The following is a 19262-nucleotide window of genomic DNA, read 5'->3' as shown; positions in this document are numbered from 1 at the left end:
ACCTTGGCGAATCAAGTATCTGCTGTTGATGACATTGTTTCTGAATATCAAGGCATTGAAGCGCAAATGTCTGATCCAGAAACTATGGGCGATCAGGCATTATTCCGTAAACTTTCCAAGCGTTATTCTGAGCTGCAACCAATTATGCAGGTCAATAACAAACTTGAAGCTGCGCGTGCTGATTATGCTGATGCCAAAGAAATGGCATATGAAGACAATGACTTCAAAGCTGAAGAAGAACGACTCGCCGCTGAAGTTGTCGAATTGGAAGAAAAGCTCGCTGACTTATTAGCGCCACGCGATCCACATGACAGTGAAGATATTGTTATGGAAATCAAAGCTGGTGCTGGTGGCGAAGAAGCCGCACTGTTCGCTGGTGAACTGGTACGTATGTACCAGCGCTATGCTGAAAAAAATGGCTTTGCAACTGAAGTGCTTGACTTAGCAGAATCTGATCTTGGTGGTGTCAAGGACATGACCTTATCGATTCGCTCTAAGCAGCCATCACGTGATGGTGCATGGTCAGTCTTTAAATTCGAAGGCGGCGTGCACCGCGTGCAGCGTGTGCCAGTCACAGAATCGCAAGGTCGCATTCAAACCTCTGCAGCCGGTGTGCTGGTTTATCCAGAACCAGATGAGATTGCAGAAGTTGAAATCGACGACAAGGATTTGCGTGTCGACGTCTACCGTTCCTCCGGTAAGGGCGGTCAGGGCGTGAATACGACTGACTCTGCAGTGCGTATTACTCACTTGCCAACTGGCATTGTGGTGACCTGTCAAAAGGAACGCTCGCAGATTCAAAACAAGGCTCGTGCAATGCAAGTGCTGGCAGCTCGCCTGCAATTATTAGCTGAAGAGCAAGCGAATGCTGAGGCAGCTGAAGGTCGTGCGGCACAGATTCGTACCTTGGATCGCTCCGAGCGTATTCGCACCTACAACTGGCCTGAGAATCGCATTTCTGATCACCGCATTGGCTATAAATCGAATAATCTTGATTCCGTTCTCAACGGTGATCTGGATGATTTATTTACAGCTTTGCGTGATGCTGAACGCGCCGCACGTCTTGAAGCGGAATAACACCTGATGCGCCAATTATTAGCGCAAGCTGAAGCCACCCTTACTGCGGCAGGGGTGGCTTCGGCGCGTCATGATGCACGAGCACTTGCCGCATTTGTGCTCGGTGTTGAGCCACTTGAACTGATGTTTTGCACATTTGATGCTGCCACATTTGTTCCAGCTTTTGAGCAGCTCGTCGTCAAGCGTGCACAACGAATCCCACTGCAACATTTATTAGGGTCAGTACAATTTGGGCCAGTGATGCTTAAGGTTGGACCAGGGGTGTTTATTCCGCGTCCGGAAACTGAAATGTTGGCGCACTGGGCGGTGACTGCAGCTCAAAGATTGGATAGGGAACAGCCACTGAAAATTGCAGATTTTTGCTCGGGTTCCGGGGCAATTGCAGCGTATTTGGCGCAAGCATTGGGAACACGTGCAACTATCTATGCGGTAGAATTAAGCGATCATGCGCTGGAGTATACCCGTGCCAATCTAGCAGCATATCCGCAGGTAAAAGTGCTACAAGGCGATGTTACGCAAGCAGATCTGTTGCCAGAAACAATGGATATGATTATCTCCAATCCGCCATATGTGCCAGAATCGCCCGATTTAGCGCCAGAGGTGTATCACGATCCGCATATGGCAGTGTTTAGCGGTGCTGATGGGCTTGAAATGATGCCGCATTTGATTGATGCAATGCTTGCGCAGTTGCGTCCTGGTGGCATCCTGGGGATTGAGCATGATGATACAACTCAAGAAGCAGTCATGCAGATGCTAGCCCAACGGAGATGTCGCGATATTATCGGGCATGAAGATTGGGCAAGAAAGCCGCGCTTTGTCACCGCACAGAGTAAGCTAGAGAACAACCTTGAGAATGTGTGAGAGCGTGACTCATACCAACAAGAATGGGAAACTATTATCGTGAGCAGAATTTATGATTGCAGTGATCCTGACAGTCGCAAGCAGGGAATTAAAGCCGCTGCCAGTACTGTTGGTGACGGACGTTTAGTGGTACTTCCAACTGATACGTTATATGGTCTCGGCTGCGATGCTTTTAATATTAAAGCGGTCGAGCGACTCCTCAAGACCAAAAATCGAGGACCTGATATGCCAGTTCCTGTGTTAGTTGGCAGTTGGGAAACAGCGCGCGGATTAGTGCATTCATACGATAATCAGCTGCGCACCTTAATCGAAGCATTCTGGCCAGGTGCGTTATCAATCGTGGTACCACAAGCACCATCATTGGTCTGGAACTTAGGCGATACCCGCGGTACCGTGATGATTCGTATGCCACTGCATGCTGTTGCGATTGAATTATTGCGTGAAACTGGTCCAATGGCAGTATCCTCAGCCAATATTTCTGGACAAGCACCAGCAACGACTGCACAAGCAGCGCATGATCAGTTGCGTGGAAATGTGGATGTTTACCTTGATGGCGGTGAAGCAGACCAGGGTGTGGCATCTTCGATTATTGATTTGTCTGGTAATACACCACGACTTTTGCGCGAAGGTGCAATCACTGCTGAGCGGATTGCAGAAGTTCTCGAGATCCCGGTAGAAAGCTTGCGATAAATGGGCGCTGGTGTTGCAGGTGTCCCACTGCGCGAACTTGGCTTGGTGCTGTTAGTTGCAGCAGCCTTGACCTATCTGACGACAGGAATCATTCGTCACGCAATGATCAAATCTGGTCAGATGGGTGAAATCCGTGATCGTGATGTGCACACAGTGCCAAAACCGCGACTAGGTGGCATTGCAATGTTCACTGGTTTTATCGGAGCAGTATTTCTTGCAGACCAGCTTCCAGCCTTGACTCGTGGTTTTCAGCCGATCACACCAGAAATGAATGCAGTGATCTGGAGTGGTTTTGTCATTGTGATCGTCGGGGCCATCGATGATCTTATTGACCTTGACGCGGTGACGAAACTGATCGGCCAGATCTTAGGTTCATTGGTGATGAGCTTATTAGGCCTGACCTGGACGCTGCTCTATGTTCCCTTTGGTGGGGGAACTACACTAGTGCTGGATACGTTTTGGTCAACCTTGCTCACTGTATTTTTTACGGTTGCGTTGATTAATGCCATCAATTTTGTTGATGGTCTTGACGGACTCGCGGCAGGTTTGGGTATGATCGCAGGCGGGTCGATCTTAGTATTCGCCTTAACTATTTTGCATGATCAAGGTGGTACGGTTTCAGCGTATCCACCAGCAATTATTGCAGCCGCCTTAGTCGGTGTATGTGCAGGTTTCTTGCCGCATAACTTTGAGCCATCGCGAATTTTTATGGGTGATTCGGGTGCGATGCTCATTGGGTTATTGCTGGCAGCGGCATCGACGTCGGCATCTGGCAAAATCAATATGAGCTTATACGGCGCCGTTGATGTGATTGCCTTAATGTCACCGATGATTGTGGTAATTGCTGCTGTCTTTGTTCCATTTTTAGACTTATCCATGGCAGTTGTCCGGCGCGTGCGCCAGGGAAAATCGCCATTTGCAGCCGATAAAATGCACTTGCATCACCGACTGTTGTCATTAGGACATACCCACCGCCGAGTGGTGCTTGTGCTATATATGTGGGTATCCGTTGTCGCATTTGGTGCGGTCGCTTTTTCGATTGTGCCACCGCTGGTTGCCATTGCGGCGATGATATGCGCTGGCATCGGTGCATTGATATTTACTTGGGGGCCTGTTAAGCGTGCTCGCCATGAACCGCCAGTTTTGAACGCATACTCATTGGAAAACTCTTCTCATTCTTCGTCACTGCAACTCTAAAGAAAGAAAGCTTCATGACCCCATCGCCATCAATCTATGATGATCAACGTCGTCCGCTTATTCGTGCCTTGAAACTTGGCAGTGGTGCGTTAGTGGTCATGACGATTCTTTCGCTTGTACTATGGGGCTACTTCAAAGACCTACCTGGCATTTTTGGCGTGCTGATTGGCGCAGCCATTGGTGGCAGCTTTGTGTTGCTGACCGTTATATCCGTGTTGCTGACTGCAGGCACGAATGCTTCGACCACTGGTGCGGTGGTATTAGGAAGCTGGCTGGTCAAAATTGTGCTCTTTATTGGCATTATGTACTTCCTTCGTGGCATGACGTTCTATGACAATATCGCTTTATTCGTCACGGTAGTGCTTGCCCTGATCGTGGTACTAGGCGCTGAAACTTATGGAGTGATCACTTCAAAGGTGACTTATATTAGCTAATCCTTTTGATACAGAGTTATCCTCATGTTGCTTGACGACGCCTACCTGGTTCCGCATATTCTGTTGAATCATCCTCGTGTCTGTGCGCCTGATCAGCACGGCATGGAATATCCCAATTATTTGGGTGAATGAACATCTTCAAAGTATCAGCCCCTGCGAAAGTGGGGGCATTCTTGCTGTGTGAGCTGGGCATTTCGCTGTTTAATTGGTGATTCACGGCTCAAAATGGGGGCGCAGAATAGGGGTAGATATTGAAAAAGGTATCGGTTTCAAGTGGGGAAGTGTGAGTATGGAAACGTCAAAAGAGGGGGAAGGAAATTACCCCCGCCCAAAAGTGTGATCGACGTTACATAATTCCTAGACGTGCAGCTAACTGGCATTATTGCCAGTTTTAGTGCAATAGCGGGTGCTGTGAGTCATGCTCCAATGGGAAAATTTGCCTTTTAGCTGCTAGTCTTATCGTGGGTTCACTGGAATATCTCTGCCTATTGGTAGTGGTTGCTTCGAACCCCAGTAGCTATTGTGCTGATGTGCGACGGAGTCCACGATTGTTACTGAAATTTTCTATAGACGTCCATCGCACCGTTTTGTCACCTGACGAAACGGCCCGAACACGGGAGAGAACGCTGAGCGTTACAGTATTGGCCTTGAAGGGCGAGTTTCACCCGCCTGTAGTGGACCACGAATTTTTCCCGGATGCCATTTGGTTCGCCGATGTGGCGAACGGCTGGTTCACAATCGACCGTCTGATGTTCGTCCGCCTGTTGATGGCTGCAGTCCTGGCAATTTTCTTCCTCGTTGCAATGCGAAGCCCGAAGCTCATTCCTTCTGGCTTGCAAAACGTAGGTGAGCTGTTGTTGGACTTTGTCCGAGTCAACATTGCTGAAGAGATTCTTGGCAAGAAAGAGGGTCGTCGGTTCCTTCCGGTTCTCACGACTATCTTCTTCGTCGTTCTGTTCCTCAATGCACCTTCGGTCATTCCGCTGCTAAACGTTTCTCCGAACGCGCGCATCGGTATGCCACTGGTCTTGGCTTTGTTTGGCTATGTAGCTTTCATTTACGCAGGTGCCAAGAAATACGGCTTTTTCAAGTACGTAAAGTCTTCGGTGGTTATTCCTAACTTGCCGCTTGGTTTGCATTTCTTGGTTATCCCATTGGAGATTCTCTCCACGTTCATCCTGCGTCCTGCCACGCTGACAATTCGTCTCATGGCAAATATGTTGGTTGGACACATTATCTTGGTTCTGCTGTTCTCTGCTACGAACTTGTTCTTCTGGCAGTTGAATGGTTGGACTGCATTGTCTGCTGTCACACTTGCAGCAGGCGTTGCGTTCACGTTGTTCGAGATGCTTGTCATCTTCCTGCAGGCATATATTTTCGCTTTGCTGGTTGCTGTGTACATCGAGCTTTCGCTGCACGCTGACGAACACTGACCTAAATCGTGCATCCGTTAGGATCACCCAAGTCTTTATTTATCACCACTTAAGCCCGGTTCCACTGGGTATCTAGAAAGGGAACGACACAATCATGAACGAAGTCATCCTGGCTCAGGAAGCTGCTGGTATCACCGGCTCTATTGCTACCGTTGGCTATGGTCTTGCAACCATCGGCCCAGGCCTTGGTATTGGCATCCTCGTTGGTAAGGCTCTTGAAGGTATGGCACGTCAGCCTGAGATGGCCGGCCAGCTCCGTACCACCATGTTCCTCGGTATCGCATTCGTTGAGGCTTTGGCTCTCATCGGTCTTGCTGCAGGCTTCATCCTTTAATACACACACGACACGAAAGATAGAGATTCATGACGAACGTCTCTTATATTTGGGCACATGCAGGTGGTGAAACTCTCCCTTTGGAGAACCATCCAAGCGTAATCCTGCCAGCCATGTACGACATCGTCTGGTCTGCCGTCGTGATCGTTGTCATTGGGCTTCTGTTTGCGAAGCTCGTCCTCCCGAAGTTCCAAGAAGTTTTAGTTGAGCGTGAAGACCGCATCAAAGGTGGCATTCAGCGTGCAGAAGCTGCACAGGCTGAAGCAAAAGCTGCTCTAGAAAAGTACAACGCACAACTTGCAGAAGCTCGTGCTGAAGCTGCAGATATTCGTGAAGAAGCTCGTAAGAAGGGCAAGCTGATCGAAGCTGAGCTGAAGGCAAAGGCAACTGAGGAGAGCAACCGTATCATTGAGTCTGGTGAGAAGCAGTTAGCAGCACAGCGTGAGCTAGTTGTTGAAGAGCTTCGTCGCGAGATGGGCCAGAATGCGATCAACCTAGCTGAGCGCCTCATTGGTGAGCAGCTGTCCGAGGACGTCAAGCGTTCCGGTACCATTGATCGTTTCTTGGCTGAACTCGACACCGTAACCCCGGCAGGAAAGTAGGCCCCCGTTATGCACGCAGCAAGCCGCGACGCACTGGCATACATCTCCGAGTACCTCGACAATAATGTCAACGATGGAGACAATGTCGTAGCTGTTGCCGCTCAAACTGGTTCTGAACTGTTTGACGTTGTTGAAGCACTTGATAGTGATCGCGCTTTGCGTGTTGCTGTTGCTGATGCTTCGCTGTCTGCAGATCAACGATCTGGTTTGGTTTCTGCTGTGTTCGCCGGAAAGGTATCTCAGTTTACTTTGGATCTGCTGATTGTAGCAGCCCGCCAAGTATGGTCTTCACCTCGTGAATTCCGTACCGGCTTGGTAACACTGGGACGCCGTGCACTGCTGCGATCTGCCGATAAACAGGGTCAATTATTAATTGTTGAAGATGAACTCTTCCGCATTTCTCGTCTGCTAGACAAGGAAGCACAATTGACTCTTCGGCTCGACGATCGCAGTGCGGATCGCGTCGCAAAGCGCGACCTGCTGGCGAAGGTGCTCTATGGCAAGGTCACTGCGGTGACTGAGGCTTTGGCACTTCAGGTCATTGGACGTCCAGAGAACAATGCGATTGATGACCTCGATAGCGTTTCGAGGTTCGCAGCATCCCTATGGGGACGCGAAGTTGCATATGTTGTCTCGGCAGCACCACTTAACGACACGCAGAAACAGGCACTGGCAGACAAGCTAGAGCGAATTTATGGTCGTGCGATGAGTATCCACTTAGAAATTGACGAGAGTCTACTAGGTGGCATGGTTATCCGCGTTGGCGACGAAGTTATTGATGGATCTACCTCGGGTAAGCTCGAGCGGATGCGTTCTAACCTCGTTTCATAACACGACAAAGACATTGAAGAAATTACTGGAAGAAACTACCGAGAGCAGGAAGAACATGGCGGAGCTTACGATCTCCTCCGATGAGATTCGTAGCGCGATTGCGAACTACACCTCGAGCTACTCCGCGGAGGCCTCCCGTGAGGAGGTCGGCGTGGTTATTTCCACCGCTGATGGTATTGCACAGGTCTCAGGCCTCCCATCAGTTATGGCAAATGAGCTCCTCGAGTTCCCAGGCGGCGTCATCGGCGTCGCACAGAACCTCGACACTGATCGTGTCGGCGTGGTTGTACTGGGTAACTACGAGACCCTTAAAGAAGGCGATGAAGTAAAGAGGACGGGCGACGTTCTCTCCATCCCGGTCGGCGATAAATTCCTCGGCCGCGTCATTAACCCACTTGGCCAGCCAATCGACGGCCTTGGTGCGATTGAAGCTGAAGAGGACCGCGTCCTTGAGCTGCAGGCACCAGGCGTGTTGCAGCGTCAGCCAGTTGGTGAGCCAATGCAGACCGGCATCAAGGCTATTGACGCTATGACCCCAATTGGTCGTGGCCAGCGTCAGTTGATCATTGGTGACCGCAAGACCGGTAAGACCGCAGTCTGCATCGATACCATTTTGAACCAGAAGGCAAACTGGGATTCCGGCGACAAGAGCAAGCAGGTGCGATGCATCTACGTTGCAATCGGTCAAAAGGGTTCCACGGTTGCTGCTGTGCGTAAGACCCTTGAAGAGCATGGTGCGTTGGAATACACCACCATCGTTGCTGCTCCTGCATCTGATTCCGCAGGCTTTAAGTGGTTGGCACCATTTGCTGGTGCGGCACTTGGTCAGCACTGGATGTACCAGGGCAATCACGTCTTGGTGATCTACGATGATTTGACGAAGCAAGCAGAAGCTTACCGCGCAATTTCCCTGTTGCTGCGTCGTCCACCAGGCCGCGAGGCTTATCCTGGTGACGTCTTCTACCTCCACTCCCGTTTGTTGGAACGTGCTGCAAAGCTTTCCGACGACTTGGGTGCAGGCTCGATGACCGCGCTGCCAATTATTGAAACCAAGGCTAACGACGTTTCTGCCTTCATTCCTACCAACGTCATTTCCATTACTGACGGCCAGGTATTCCTGGAGTCTGATCTGTTCAACCAGGGTGTTCGCCCAGCTATTAACGTTGGTGTGTCCGTTTCCCGTGTTGGTGGCGCAGCACAGACGAAGGGTATGAAGAAAGTTTCTGGTTCCTTGCGTCTTGATTTGGCTGCATACCGTGACCTGGAAGCATTCGCAACCTTTGCTTCAGATTTGGATCCTGCATCCAAGGCACAGCTTGACCGCGGTGCACGCTTGGTTGAGCTGCTCAAGCAGGCAGAAAATACTCCACAGGCAGTTGAGCATCAGATTGTTTCTATTTGGCTCGCTGGCGACGGCCACTTCGACAACGTTCCCGTCGAGGATATTCGTCGCTTCGAAGCTGAACTTCTTGATCATCTGCATGCGGCAGCACCAGAAGTATTTGAGCAGATTGCCGGTGGCGCACAGTTGTCTGAAGAATCACAAGCCGCACTGGTTGCACAAACCAATGCATTCAAGGCTGGTTTCCAGACCACTGATGGCACCCCAGTTATCAATGAGGCAGAGGTTGAGGCTTTGCCTGCTGAACAGGTTAAGAAGAATAAGCTGACGGTTAAGAAGTAAGAGCATGGCTCTTTACTTCATGACAATCATCAAGGAAAAGAAGGGAGGCGTTTAACATATGGCAAATCTTCGCGAACTACGTAACCGAATTAAATCTGTGAATTCGACCAAGAAGATCACCAAAGCTCAGGAGCTGATCGCAACTTCGCGTATCACCAAAGCTCAGGCAAAGGTAGAAGCATCGGAGCCATACGCCACCGAAATCCACAATGTGATGGAACGTCTGGCCGCAGCAAGTTCTCTCGACCACCCAATGTTGCGTGAACGTGAGAATGGTAAGCGTGCTGCACTGCTGATCGTGTCTTCAGACCGCGGTATGTGTGGTGGCTATAACTATAACGTTTTCAAGAAGGCTGCAGAGATGCAGAAACTGCTTGAAGAAAATGGTTATGAAGTCGTTCGCTATATCACCGGTAACAAGGGCGTTGGGTACTACAACTTCCGTGGCGGCGAATATGCCGGCGCTTGGACTGGATTTTCACAAGATCCGACCTGGGCAGAAACCCACGATTTGCGTCACCACCTCGTAGACGGCTTCTTGGCTGGCTCCGAAGGTATGACACGCTATCGTAGTGGTTTGAATGTTGCGGAAGGTGTAGAGGTTCAAGGCTTTGACCAGGTACACGTTGTGTACACCGAGTTCGAGTCTATGCTGACCCAGACTGCACGTGCACATCAATTGCTGCCAGTTGAGCCTGTTATTGAAACAAGCGAAATTGAGCCAGGTAAAGATATACTGTCCGATTCTGGTACACCAGAACCAGACTACGAGTTTGAGCCTGATGCAGATACCCTCTTGGCAGCACTGTTGCCAAAGTATGTTTCGCGCAGCCTGTTTGCAATGCTTTTGGAAGCAGCAGCTTCCGAGTCGGCATCCCGCCGTAATGCAATGAAGTCTGCAACTGACAACGCAACCGAGCTGGTCAAAGACCTCTCGCGCGTGGCTAACCAGGCACGTCAGGCACAGATCACTCAGGAAATCACAGAGATCGTCGGTGGCGCTGGCGCGCTCGCCGAAAGCGGAGAAAGTGACTAGATTATGACCACAGCTCTAGCAGAGCAAAACAACCAGCAGGCGGGTACCGTCGGCCGCGTTGTGCGCGTCATCGGTCCGGTCGTCGACGTGGAGTTTCCGCGTGGCGAGTTGCCGGCACTGTATAACGCGCTGACTGTCGAGGTCACCCTCGAAGCAGTCGCAAAGACCATTACGCTTGAGGTTGCACAGCACCTAGGTGACAACCTTGTGCGTACCATTTCGATGGCTCCTACGGACGGCCTCGTTCGTGGTGCAGTAGTTACCGACTCCGGTAAGCCAATTTCGGTGCCAGTTGGTGACGTCGTTAAGGGCCACGTCTTTAACGCCCTCGGTGACTGCCTCGACGAGCCAGGTCTTGGCCGTGACGGTGAGCAGTGGGGTATCCACCGCGATCCACCACCATTCGACCAGCTCGAAGGTAAGACCGAGATTCTGGAAACCGGCATTAAGGTGATCGACCTGCTGACCCCTTATGTGAAGGGCGGCAAAATTGGTCTCTTCGGTGGTGCAGGTGTGGGTAAGACCGTTCTGATTCAGGAAATGATTACCCGTATTGCACGTGAGTTCTCCGGTACCTCCGTTTTCGCAGGTGTTGGTGAGCGTACCCGTGAAGGTACCGACCTCTTCCTTGAAATGGAAGAAATGGGCGTGTTGCCTGATACCGCACTTGTGTTCGGCCAGATGGACGAGCCACCAGGAGTTCGTATGCGCGTGGCATTGTCCGGTTTGACCATGGCGGAGTACTTCCGCGATGTTCAGCACCAGGACGTGCTGTTGTTCATCGACAACATCTTCCGTTTCACCCAGGCAGGTTCTGAGGTTTCGACCCTTCTCGGTCGTATGCCTTCTGCTGTGGGTTACCAGCCAACCTTGGCTGACGAAATGGGTGTGCTCCAGGAGCGTATTACCTCCACCAAGGGTAAGTCGATTACCTCGCTGCAGGCCGTTTACGTTCCTGCTGACGACTACACCGACCCAGCTCCAGCAACCACCTTCGCTCACTTGGATGCAACCACCGAGCTCGATCGTGCAATCGCTTCGAAGGGTATTTACCCTGCTGTGAACCCACTGACTTCTACCTCTCGTATCCTCGAGCCAGGTATTGTTGGTGAGCGCCACTACGAAGTCGCACAGCGCGTGATTCACATTCTGCAGAAGAACAAAGAACTCCAAGATATTATTGCCATCTTGGGTATGGATGAACTTTCTGAAGAAGATAAGATCACTGTGCAGCGTGCACGCCGCTTGGAGCGTTTCTTGGGCCAGAACTTCTTCGTTGCTGAGAAGTTCACTGGTATCCCAGGTTCCTATGTTCCATTGGCTCACACCATTGATGCATTCGAGCGTATCTGCAACGGCGACTTCGATCACTACCCAGAGCAGGCCTTCAACGGCTTGGGTGGCTTGGACGATGTTGAAGCTGCATACAAGAAGCTCACTGAAAAGTAAGAGGGAGGCACGCACATGGCTGATGTCACCGTAGAACTGGTCTCTGTCGAGCGTATGTTGTGGAAAGGATCCGCAACTATCGTGACAGCACAGACCACCGAAGGTGAGATCGGCGTGCTGCCTGGCCACGAGCCAATGCTTGGGCAATTGCTCGAAAATGGCGTCGTGACTATCCGACCAACTGAAGGCAAGAAATTAGTTGCCGCAGTTCAAGGTGGGTTCCTCTCTGTTTCGAAAGAGAAAGTCACTATCTTGGCTGATTACGCGATTTGGGCAGATGAAGTTGTAACTTCTGAAGCTGAAGCGCGACTTGGCGATAGCGATGAAATCTCCAAAGCACGAGCTGAAGCCGAGCTAAAGGCAGTACGTCGTAGTACACAAGCATAGATGTAGACCTGTACGATTACAGGACTGTCTTTCTTGAAACTCAAACCCCATCGAACCTAAGTGTTCGGTGGGGTTTGAGCCTTATGATGGGCGTGTACCAAACTAGTGCTGAAGTGTGTAAGATCAGGAGAAAGCTTGCTTGCATATTCATGATCAGTGGAAGGATACGTTCTCCATGATGGCTATCATCAGCACTATGAGTATCGTGGTGTTCGGTCTGGGGTTTGTGGTACTTTGCGCGCTTATTATGTGGCGCTTTTTTGCACTTCGTTCAAGTGGCAGTAATGCCATCGTCCGTCGTTTGCCAGCCAGTGGAACTAGTGGTTGGAGACACGGGCTTTTTTTCTACAGTGGAACAAGTTTAAGGTTCTACCAAGTTCGCTCAATTAGCCCATACGCTGATATTGAATTTGAGCGCTCGCGGTTGCATGTTGTGGGTCAACGTGAACAATTGCCAGAAGAAACCGACATTATGGATACATCTGATCCGATCGTGATCGTTGAGTACCAGGGTGAACAATATGAAGTGCAGCTGTCTGCTCGCGGTCGCTTAGCCTTTATTGCCTGGATTGAGTCTGCTCCAGATGCTCGAATGGTGCATATCAATCTTCATGAACTTCGTCGAAAGATTGGATATAAGCATTCATAGCAGTTTTCGACTAGGGTAGTTGATCATGCGCCTTGTTATTGCAAACTGTTCTGTAGAGTATGTTGGTCGATTGGATGCCCATTTACCGGCAGCCGATCGACTTTTAATGATTAAAGCTGATGGCTCTGTTTCTATTCATGCAGATGATCGGGCGTATAAGCCACTGAATTGGATGACTCCACCATGCACGCTCAAAGAATCGGTAAAACCACCTACACCTGTAAACGGCAGTCAAGAAATCGCAGCATATTGGGTTGTCGAAAATAAAAAAGGTGAACAGCTACGCATTACCTTGCATGCTATTCACTCAGATTTGTCCTATGATCTGGGCGAAGATCCAGGTCTGCAAAAAGATGGCGTAGAAAGCCACTTACAAGAACTTCTTGCTGAGCATATTTCCACCTTAGGCGAAGGCTACCAACTCGTTCGTCGCGAATATCCGACTCCGATTGGTCCAGTGGATATTTTTTGCACGGATGGCACTGGAATGAATATCGCGGTTGAGGTGAAACGCCGTGGTGGCATTGATGGAGTGGAACAACTGTCTCGCTACCTCGAAATGCTGAATAGAGATCCTTTGCTTGCACCGGTCAAGGGCATTTTTGCAGCCCAAGAAATTAAAGCTCAAGCGCGCACGTTGGCAGAAGATCGTGGTATTCGTTGTGTAGTCCTCGATTATGATGCATTGCGCGGAGTGGAATCGTCTGAGCTTCGACTCTTCTAATACACGTATGGCTCGTAAAAATCGTCGATCAAATATCACCCCTAAGCGTAGCTTACCTGCACATGGCGCGGTGTTTTTCGGCACCCATGAAGTCGAAGGACCTTCGTGGACCAATGGTGAGATTTATTTGATGCGTTTGATGGGGTCAAACGCTGCGCAGAAGTTTTATATTTGTCCGGGCTGTAATCAAAATATTCCGCCCGGAATTACGCATGTGGTGGCATGGCCGCGCGATTATGGTCATGGTTTGGACGATCGTCGTCACTGGCATCGTGCATGCTGGGATCGGCGCTAGAAGAAGCTTGTCGACGCCACCGGGCATTCGGCCCCTGTGTATCGTCAAACAGCGCGCCCGGCCACTGTGCGTCGCAAAGCAGTGAAAGTTGTACACGACTGTCACTACCACGATGCGCCACTGATCGACGGTAGGATAACAACCATGATTCTTGCATTTTCTGTCGCACCTACTGAAGTTCCAAATGCGCAAGCAGAAATGAGTGAGGCCGTAGCGGCTGCTGTGAAAGTGGTTCGTGAATCAGGGCTTCCGAACGAAACCAATGCCATGTTTACTCTCATTGAAGGTGAATGGGATGAAGTGATGGCGGTGGTGAAACAAGCCACTGATGCAGTACTTGCAGTTTCGCCTCGCGTGGGGTTGGTCATCAAGGCTGATATTCGGCCAGGATATACCAATCAGATCCGCGCTAAAGTAGACTCAGTGGAACAACATTTAGCATCTGAGCAGTCAGAACTATAAGCGTGTACGCACATTCAGAACAGTGTGAATTAAAAAATTGTGATAAATAGAAAGCGGTGAAGGTTACGATGACCACTCCACAGCGGTTTATCTCTGGGGCAATTGATTTAAGCGCCGTGAAAGCTCAAGCTGAAGCGCGTGCACAAGCACAGCGGGAAGGTGTGCCAGCTGGCGGAATCCCAACCTCAGTCGTGGTGACTGCCGCTAATATTCAAGATGAAGTGATTGTTCGATCAACCCAAGTGCCAGTGGTTGTCTTAATAGGCACTGCGCGTTCGCCGGAATCGGAACAACTGCGACAAGATTTCATCGAACTTGCTGCACGCGCAGATCATAGTTTTATTTTTGGTTATATCGATGCCGATGCAACCCCTGATGTTGCAGCTATGTTTGGTATTCAAGGATTGCCGACGGTTGTTGCTGTGGCATCGGGACAGCCAATTGCCAATTTTGAAGGCGGCCAACCACGCGCTGCATTAGAGCAGTGGACCCAAGCGGTTGTGGAAGCTGTGGCAGGACAACTTACCGGGCTGCCAACACAGGAAGAGGCTGCACCAGCGGAAGATCCGCGTTTTGCCCCTGCAACAGAAGCACTCAATAACGGTGATTTTGCCCAAGCAATTGCAGTATATGAGTCGATTTTGGCGCAAGAACCGAAAAATTTCCTCGCCCAGCAGGCGCTGGAAAACGCCAAATTCCTGCAACGTTTGAAACAACAAGATGCAACCACCGATCCAATTGCGTTTGCCGCCGAACACCCATTAGATCTGGATGCGCAATTTGCAGCTGCAGATGCGCATATTGCAGCAGGCCAGGCAGCCGCTGCGTTTCAGGTGTTGTTGGATCACTTCGAGTTAGATAAAGCGCAAATGCGTGCTCGCATGTTGGAATTATTTGCCTTGTTCGAAGCAACTGATCCAATTGTGGTTCAGGCTCGTGCAGCAATGGCAAATAAATTGTTCTAGGGTTCAAGCATCATAAGCTGCACGAATAGTGGTACAAACGGTATTTGCCACATGCTAGTACCAAAGTTGATCTCGCACGCTTGGATTCCCAATGCCTCCGAGCGTTAGTGTTTCGAATGAAGGAGTATCTGTGATCCATCGTCGTCTCCAAATATTGGCGGTGAGCATGTGCTGTGCTGCTACCAGTCTGGTTGGATGTACTTCTTCACCGGTTGATCACGCCATTTCCATTGCTGCGCAAGCTCCAGGAGTATCGCTGCTGCCAGGTGATATCACAGAAGGTCCATATGCACGCCTGCTCTATACCGGTTTGATTCGCTTCGATGCGCAAGGAAAACTGCATCACGCATTAGCAGAGTCGATCGAAACTACTGATGATCAGCATTTTACGATCACGCTGAAGCAAGGTGAAAAATTCTTTGATGGTACCGAAATCCAAGCACGACATTTCATTAAGGCATGGGAATATGTCGTCGCCAACCGACAAGAAAACTCCCAAATGTTTCACCTTGTTAAAGGTTTTCATGAAGGCGCAGGTAATTTGCCTGGTCTTGCGCAGCGCTCACCGTATGTGTTTACTGTCAGCCTTACGCAGCCTGATCCGCGTTTTCAGTGGCGTTTGGCGCAGCCTGGATTTATGCCATTGCCAGATGCAGCGTATGACGATATTGCAGCTTTTCGACGCAGTCCGCAAGCCAATGGCCCGTATGTGGTAGCAGAGCATATTCGTGGCAAAACCTTGTTACTGCAACCCAATACATTTGCACTGACACCATCGAACAATGAGGGATTACGGTTTAATTTCTTTAATAGGCCAGAGTTGGTGCTTGAAGCATTTAACCAAGGTCGCGTTGATGTGGTGGATATGATTCCGGTGCATATGCTGGAGGAATATCCGGATCCGATTGTGCAAGAATCGCCTGCGATTGTTGAGCTGAGCATTCACGAACAAACCCCACATTTTGGTGGTGCTGAAGGAAGACTGCGTCGTCAAGCGTTATCGCTTGCCCTTGATCGTGATGATTTAGCCCAATTTGCGATGCAAAATATTGTCGAGCCTGCCGAAGGATTTGCCTCGCCTGCGATTCCTGGATATAGCCCAGGCGGGTATGCGGTATTTACGCATGATCGAAACCGTGCTCGGCAGTTGTGGCAGGAAGCTGATGCTTTATATGGCCAGTTCCAAGGCGAGTTGCCGGTGTATTACAGTTTCGATTCTGATGCACGGGCATGGGTAGAAAAAGCGGCGAAGGACTTTGCGCTAACTTTTGGTATTAAGAGCTTTGCTGCACCTTGGCCAGATTTTGAAACCTATCGGGCGCACTATCATGAACAACGACTCGGCGGAGCCTATGTCACTGGGTGGACATTGGCATACCCTTCACTGGTGGATTATTGGGAACCGAATTTCGCTTCTGATGGATGGGGCAATGATGTTGGCTATTCCAATACACAGGTTGATGAAGATTTAGCAGAGTTTGAGCAGCTGCGCGATCCTGAACTTGCTGCAGAGATCGAAGAATCGTTAGCAACGGATCTGCCAGCGATCCCAGTATTTGTGCGTACTGTCAGAGTGCAATTTGGCTCGAAGTTGCAAGATGCTGATTTATCGTGGGATGGCTATCCAGACTATCAAGCGCTGCAACGTCGGTAATATGTGAAACACGGGGTTTCCTTGATGAAGATGCATTAAGGAAACCCCGTATTGTGTTGAATATGACCGTATCGTTAGTGGGTGTTACCAGTCCAGCGGTAGAACTGTGCGCTCATAGCAGGAATATGTACGGTTAAGGAGTGGTCGTAGCCATCCCATGGGGTATCCCAAGCAGCCACGTTTTGTTCTAACAAAGTATTAGAACCTTGGTAGACGCCAGCGTCGGTGTTGAGAATGCACTTCCAGTTACCAGATGCTGGGACACCGAATTTATAGGTTTGCTGAGCAGCACCACCGAAATTATAGACGCACAGGACCATATCGCCGTCATTGCCGTAGCGCACGAATGACAAGACATTGTTGCTAGCGTCGTCATGCTTGGTCCAGCTAAATCCAGCAGGATCATGGTCTTGGGAATATAATGCCGGTGCGCTTGAATACAGTTTGTTCAGATCTGTGATCAAACCAGTCAGCGATTCATGATATTCGCCTTCCCAGCCAACCAGATCATCCCAGTCGAGTGAACGTCCTTCGCTCCATTCCATAACCTGACCAAATTCTTGGCCTTGGAACAGCAGTTTCTTACCTGGATGGCCGTACATGTAGGCGTACAAGGTACGCAGGCCAGCGGCTTTCATCCAAGCATTGCCTGGCATACGTGTCCACAAGGAACCCTTGCCGTGAACGACTTCGTCGTGGCTAAATGGCAGGCAGAAGTTTTCAGAATAGGCATAGACCATTGAGAAGGTAATTTCGCCGTGATGCCATGCACGGTGAATTGGATCGAGCTTGAAGTACTCCAAGGTGTCATTCATCCAGCCCATATTCCACTTCAGGTTGAATCCCAAACCGTTGAAATCAGTAGGAGTGGTCACCCCTGGCCAAGAAGTTGATTCTTCGGCGATGGTGAGCACACCAGCATGATGCTTATGCACTGTGCCATTCATTTCTTGCAGGAATTGCACGGCTTCGAGGTTTTCGCGTCCACCAAATTGGTTTGGCAGCCATTCGCCGTCTTTACGGGAATAGTCCAAGTACAGCATGGATGCAACAGCATCTACACGCAGACCGTCGATGTGGAATTCCTCGAGCCAATACAAAGCATTTGCTACTAAGAAATTGCGGACTTCGTTGCGGCCAAAATTAAAGACGTAGGTGCCCCAGTCTGGTTGTTCACCACGACGTGGATCTGGATGTTCGTAGCAAGGTTCGCCATCAAAACGGCCGAGTGCAAAGTCGTCTTTCGGGAAGTGCGCTGGAACCCAGTCCATAATGACACCAATGCCTTCTGCATGGAAGGCGTCGATAAGCGCGCGTAGCTCATCTGGGGTACCCCAGCGTGAAGTAGGAGAGTAGTAGCCAGAGACTTGGTAGCCCCACGATCCACCGAATGGGTGTTCGGCGATCGGCATGAACTCGACGTGCGTGTAGCCTAAGTCTTTGACATACGCGACTAGCTCAGTCGCCAGTTCTTTATACCCAAGGCCTTGACGCCACGAGCCCAAGTGCACTTCATAAACACTCATTGGCTGGGCGTAGTAATTAGTGTTGGCACGTTTTTCCATCCAGGCAGCATCGTTCCATTTGTAGGTGGATTCGACAACGATAGAGCCAGTGCGCGGTGGTTCTTCAGACAACCGTGCCATTGGGTCAGCTTTATCAATATGCCAGCCCTGTTTGGTTTGGATTGCAAATTTGTAGACGGTGCCAGCACCAAGATTTGGAATGAAGAGTTCCCAAAGACCAGATTCACCCATTGAACGCATTGGGAACTGGTTTGGATTCCATCCACAGAAATCACCAATAACAGCAACGCCGGCAGCATTTGGTGCCCAAACTGCAAACGACACACCAGTTACTGGGCCACTTGGTGTTTCAAGAGTCCGCACGTGAGAACCCAGAACATCCCACAGGCGTTCATGACGACCCTCACGGATGAGGTGAATATCAAGCTCACCAAGTGTGGGTAGGAAATGATATGGATCTGCAGTGGTGGTAACGATGTCGTTGCCCCAAGTAACTTGGATGCGATAGTCCGGATGAGATGCGCCATTTGGAACGATCACCGAGAAGATGTCATCGCCAATTGGTAGGAGTTCAAGGGTTGTCTCATCGGAAATGACTTCGACTTTCTTTGCGCCAATCTGACGAGTGCGGATCAGAGCATCGCCGTTGGCCATAGGATGCCACCCGTAGACACTGTGTGGATCATAATGGCGGCACTGAGTTAGCAAAGATCGAGTGGAATCGTCGATCGCGATTAAAGAAAGGTCGCTATTTGGTGTATTAGCCATTGTGCACTCGCTTCCTGCAGCAAACTATTGAAAAGGTACTTCGAAATATCTTGTAGGTATTTCTTTCTGGATTCAGTTTACCTTGCTTAGTTTCTGGACGTGGTCTCTCTGGGGCTAATTTTGGGGGGTCGAAATCAGAGAGAAATACCACAGTGTGATTTTGGCTTTTTTCATTGGTTGCGTTTGTAGATACCCGCTGAACGG

General features: G+C 50.1%; 20 protein-coding genes. 19 read left to right on the top strand and 1 reads right to left on the bottom strand.

The features are described from left to right. The first annotated feature begins 3 nt into the window (after nucleotides 1-3). The 19 genes from prfA (at nucleotide 4) to NXS99_RS00515 (ending at nucleotide 16764) form a co-directional block, all read left to right on the top strand. Nucleotides 4-1077: a peptide chain release factor 1 gene (gene prfA, locus NXS99_RS00605; RefSeq protein WP_259286728.1), complete on the top strand. Its 1074-nt coding sequence runs from the start codon at nucleotides 4-6 to the stop codon at nucleotides 1075-1077. Nucleotides 1078-1083: 6 nt separating this feature from the next. Next, entirely contained in the window at nucleotides 1084-1938 is an 855-nt protein-coding gene (locus tag NXS99_RS00600) for a HemK/PrmC family methyltransferase (RefSeq protein ID WP_259286727.1), read from the top strand. Between the two features lie 39 nt (nucleotides 1939-1977). After that, nucleotides 1978-2628 carry an L-threonylcarbamoyladenylate synthase gene (locus tag NXS99_RS00595; protein WP_259286726.1) on the top strand — a complete coding sequence of 217 codons (651 nt, stop codon included), beginning with the start codon at nucleotides 1978-1980 and terminating at the stop codon, nucleotides 2626-2628. Next, complete coding sequence (locus tag NXS99_RS00590; RefSeq protein ID WP_259286725.1) at nucleotides 2629-3825, top strand: MraY family glycosyltransferase; 1197 nt, start codon at nucleotides 2629-2631, stop codon at nucleotides 3823-3825. Between the two features lie 14 nt (nucleotides 3826-3839). Then, on the top strand, nucleotides 3840-4259 hold the full coding sequence (locus tag NXS99_RS00585; RefSeq protein ID WP_259286724.1) for a hypothetical protein: 420 nt from the start codon (nucleotides 3840-3842) through the stop codon (nucleotides 4257-4259). Nucleotides 4260-4906: 647 nt separating this feature from the next. Next, nucleotides 4907-5692 (top strand): F0F1 ATP synthase subunit A, encoded by a 786-nt coding sequence (gene atpB / locus NXS99_RS00580; RefSeq protein ID WP_259286880.1) that lies wholly within the window; start codon nucleotides 4907-4909, stop codon nucleotides 5690-5692. 94 nt (nucleotides 5693-5786) lie between these two features. Then, entirely contained in the window at nucleotides 5787-6026 is a 240-nt protein-coding gene (locus NXS99_RS00575) for an ATP synthase F0 subunit C (protein ID WP_259286723.1), read from the top strand. 29 nt (nucleotides 6027-6055) lie between these two features. Next, complete coding sequence (locus NXS99_RS00570; RefSeq protein ID WP_259286722.1) at nucleotides 6056-6628, top strand: F0F1 ATP synthase subunit B; 573 nt, start codon at nucleotides 6056-6058, stop codon at nucleotides 6626-6628. 9 nt (nucleotides 6629-6637) lie between these two features. Then, nucleotides 6638-7459, top strand: a complete 822-nt coding sequence (locus NXS99_RS00565; protein WP_259286721.1) for a F0F1 ATP synthase subunit delta — start codon at nucleotides 6638-6640, stop codon at nucleotides 7457-7459. A gap of 55 nt (nucleotides 7460-7514) precedes the next feature. Continuing rightward, complete coding sequence (gene atpA / locus NXS99_RS00560) at nucleotides 7515-9143, top strand: F0F1 ATP synthase subunit alpha (protein WP_259286720.1); 1629 nt, start codon at nucleotides 7515-7517, stop codon at nucleotides 9141-9143. Nucleotides 9144-9201: 58 nt separating this feature from the next. After that, nucleotides 9202-10179, top strand: a complete 978-nt coding sequence (locus NXS99_RS00555) for a F0F1 ATP synthase subunit gamma (RefSeq protein ID WP_259286719.1) — start codon at nucleotides 9202-9204, stop codon at nucleotides 10177-10179. 3 nt (nucleotides 10180-10182) lie between these two features. Next, nucleotides 10183-11628, top strand: a complete 1446-nt coding sequence (gene atpD / locus NXS99_RS00550; RefSeq protein WP_259286718.1) for a F0F1 ATP synthase subunit beta — start codon at nucleotides 10183-10185, stop codon at nucleotides 11626-11628. 15 nt (nucleotides 11629-11643) lie between these two features. Then, complete coding sequence (locus NXS99_RS00545) at nucleotides 11644-12015, top strand: F0F1 ATP synthase subunit epsilon (protein WP_259286717.1); 372 nt, start codon at nucleotides 11644-11646, stop codon at nucleotides 12013-12015. Between the two features lie 175 nt (nucleotides 12016-12190). Next, a complete protein-coding gene (locus NXS99_RS00540; protein ID WP_259286716.1) occupies nucleotides 12191-12664 on the top strand; it encodes a DUF2550 domain-containing protein in 474 nt (157 codons plus the stop codon). Between the two features lie 25 nt (nucleotides 12665-12689). Continuing rightward, nucleotides 12690-13388: an endonuclease NucS gene (gene nucS / locus NXS99_RS00535; protein WP_259286715.1), complete on the top strand. Its 699-nt coding sequence runs from the start codon at nucleotides 12690-12692 to the stop codon at nucleotides 13386-13388. A gap of 7 nt (nucleotides 13389-13395) precedes the next feature. Next, a complete protein-coding gene (locus tag NXS99_RS00530) occupies nucleotides 13396-13683 on the top strand; it encodes a hypothetical protein (RefSeq protein ID WP_259286714.1) in 288 nt (95 codons plus the stop codon). A 144-nt stretch (nucleotides 13684-13827) separates the two neighbouring features. Further along, complete coding sequence (locus tag NXS99_RS00525; protein ID WP_259286713.1) at nucleotides 13828-14145, top strand: MTH1187 family thiamine-binding protein; 318 nt, start codon at nucleotides 13828-13830, stop codon at nucleotides 14143-14145. Nucleotides 14146-14213: 68 nt separating this feature from the next. Beyond that, nucleotides 14214-15110 carry a tetratricopeptide repeat protein gene (locus tag NXS99_RS00520; RefSeq protein ID WP_259286712.1) on the top strand — a complete coding sequence of 299 codons (897 nt, stop codon included), beginning with the start codon at nucleotides 14214-14216 and terminating at the stop codon, nucleotides 15108-15110. A 130-nt stretch (nucleotides 15111-15240) separates the two neighbouring features. Next, entirely contained in the window at nucleotides 15241-16764 is a 1524-nt protein-coding gene (locus tag NXS99_RS00515) for an ABC transporter substrate-binding protein (RefSeq protein WP_259286711.1), read from the top strand. Between the two features lie 74 nt (nucleotides 16765-16838). Here the strand turns inward: NXS99_RS00515 and glgB are convergent, their stop codons facing one another. Beyond that, entirely contained in the window at nucleotides 16839-19058 is a 2220-nt protein-coding gene (gene glgB / locus NXS99_RS00510) for a 1,4-alpha-glucan branching protein GlgB (protein WP_310593296.1), read from the bottom strand. Nucleotides 19059-19262: the final 204 nt, after the last annotated feature.

It is taken from the genome of Corynebacterium sp. HS2168-gen11 (assembly GCF_024834075.1).
Taxonomy (GTDB): domain Bacteria; phylum Actinomycetota; class Actinomycetes; order Mycobacteriales; family Mycobacteriaceae; genus Corynebacterium.
This window is presented reverse-complemented; position numbering and strand designations above follow the sequence as displayed.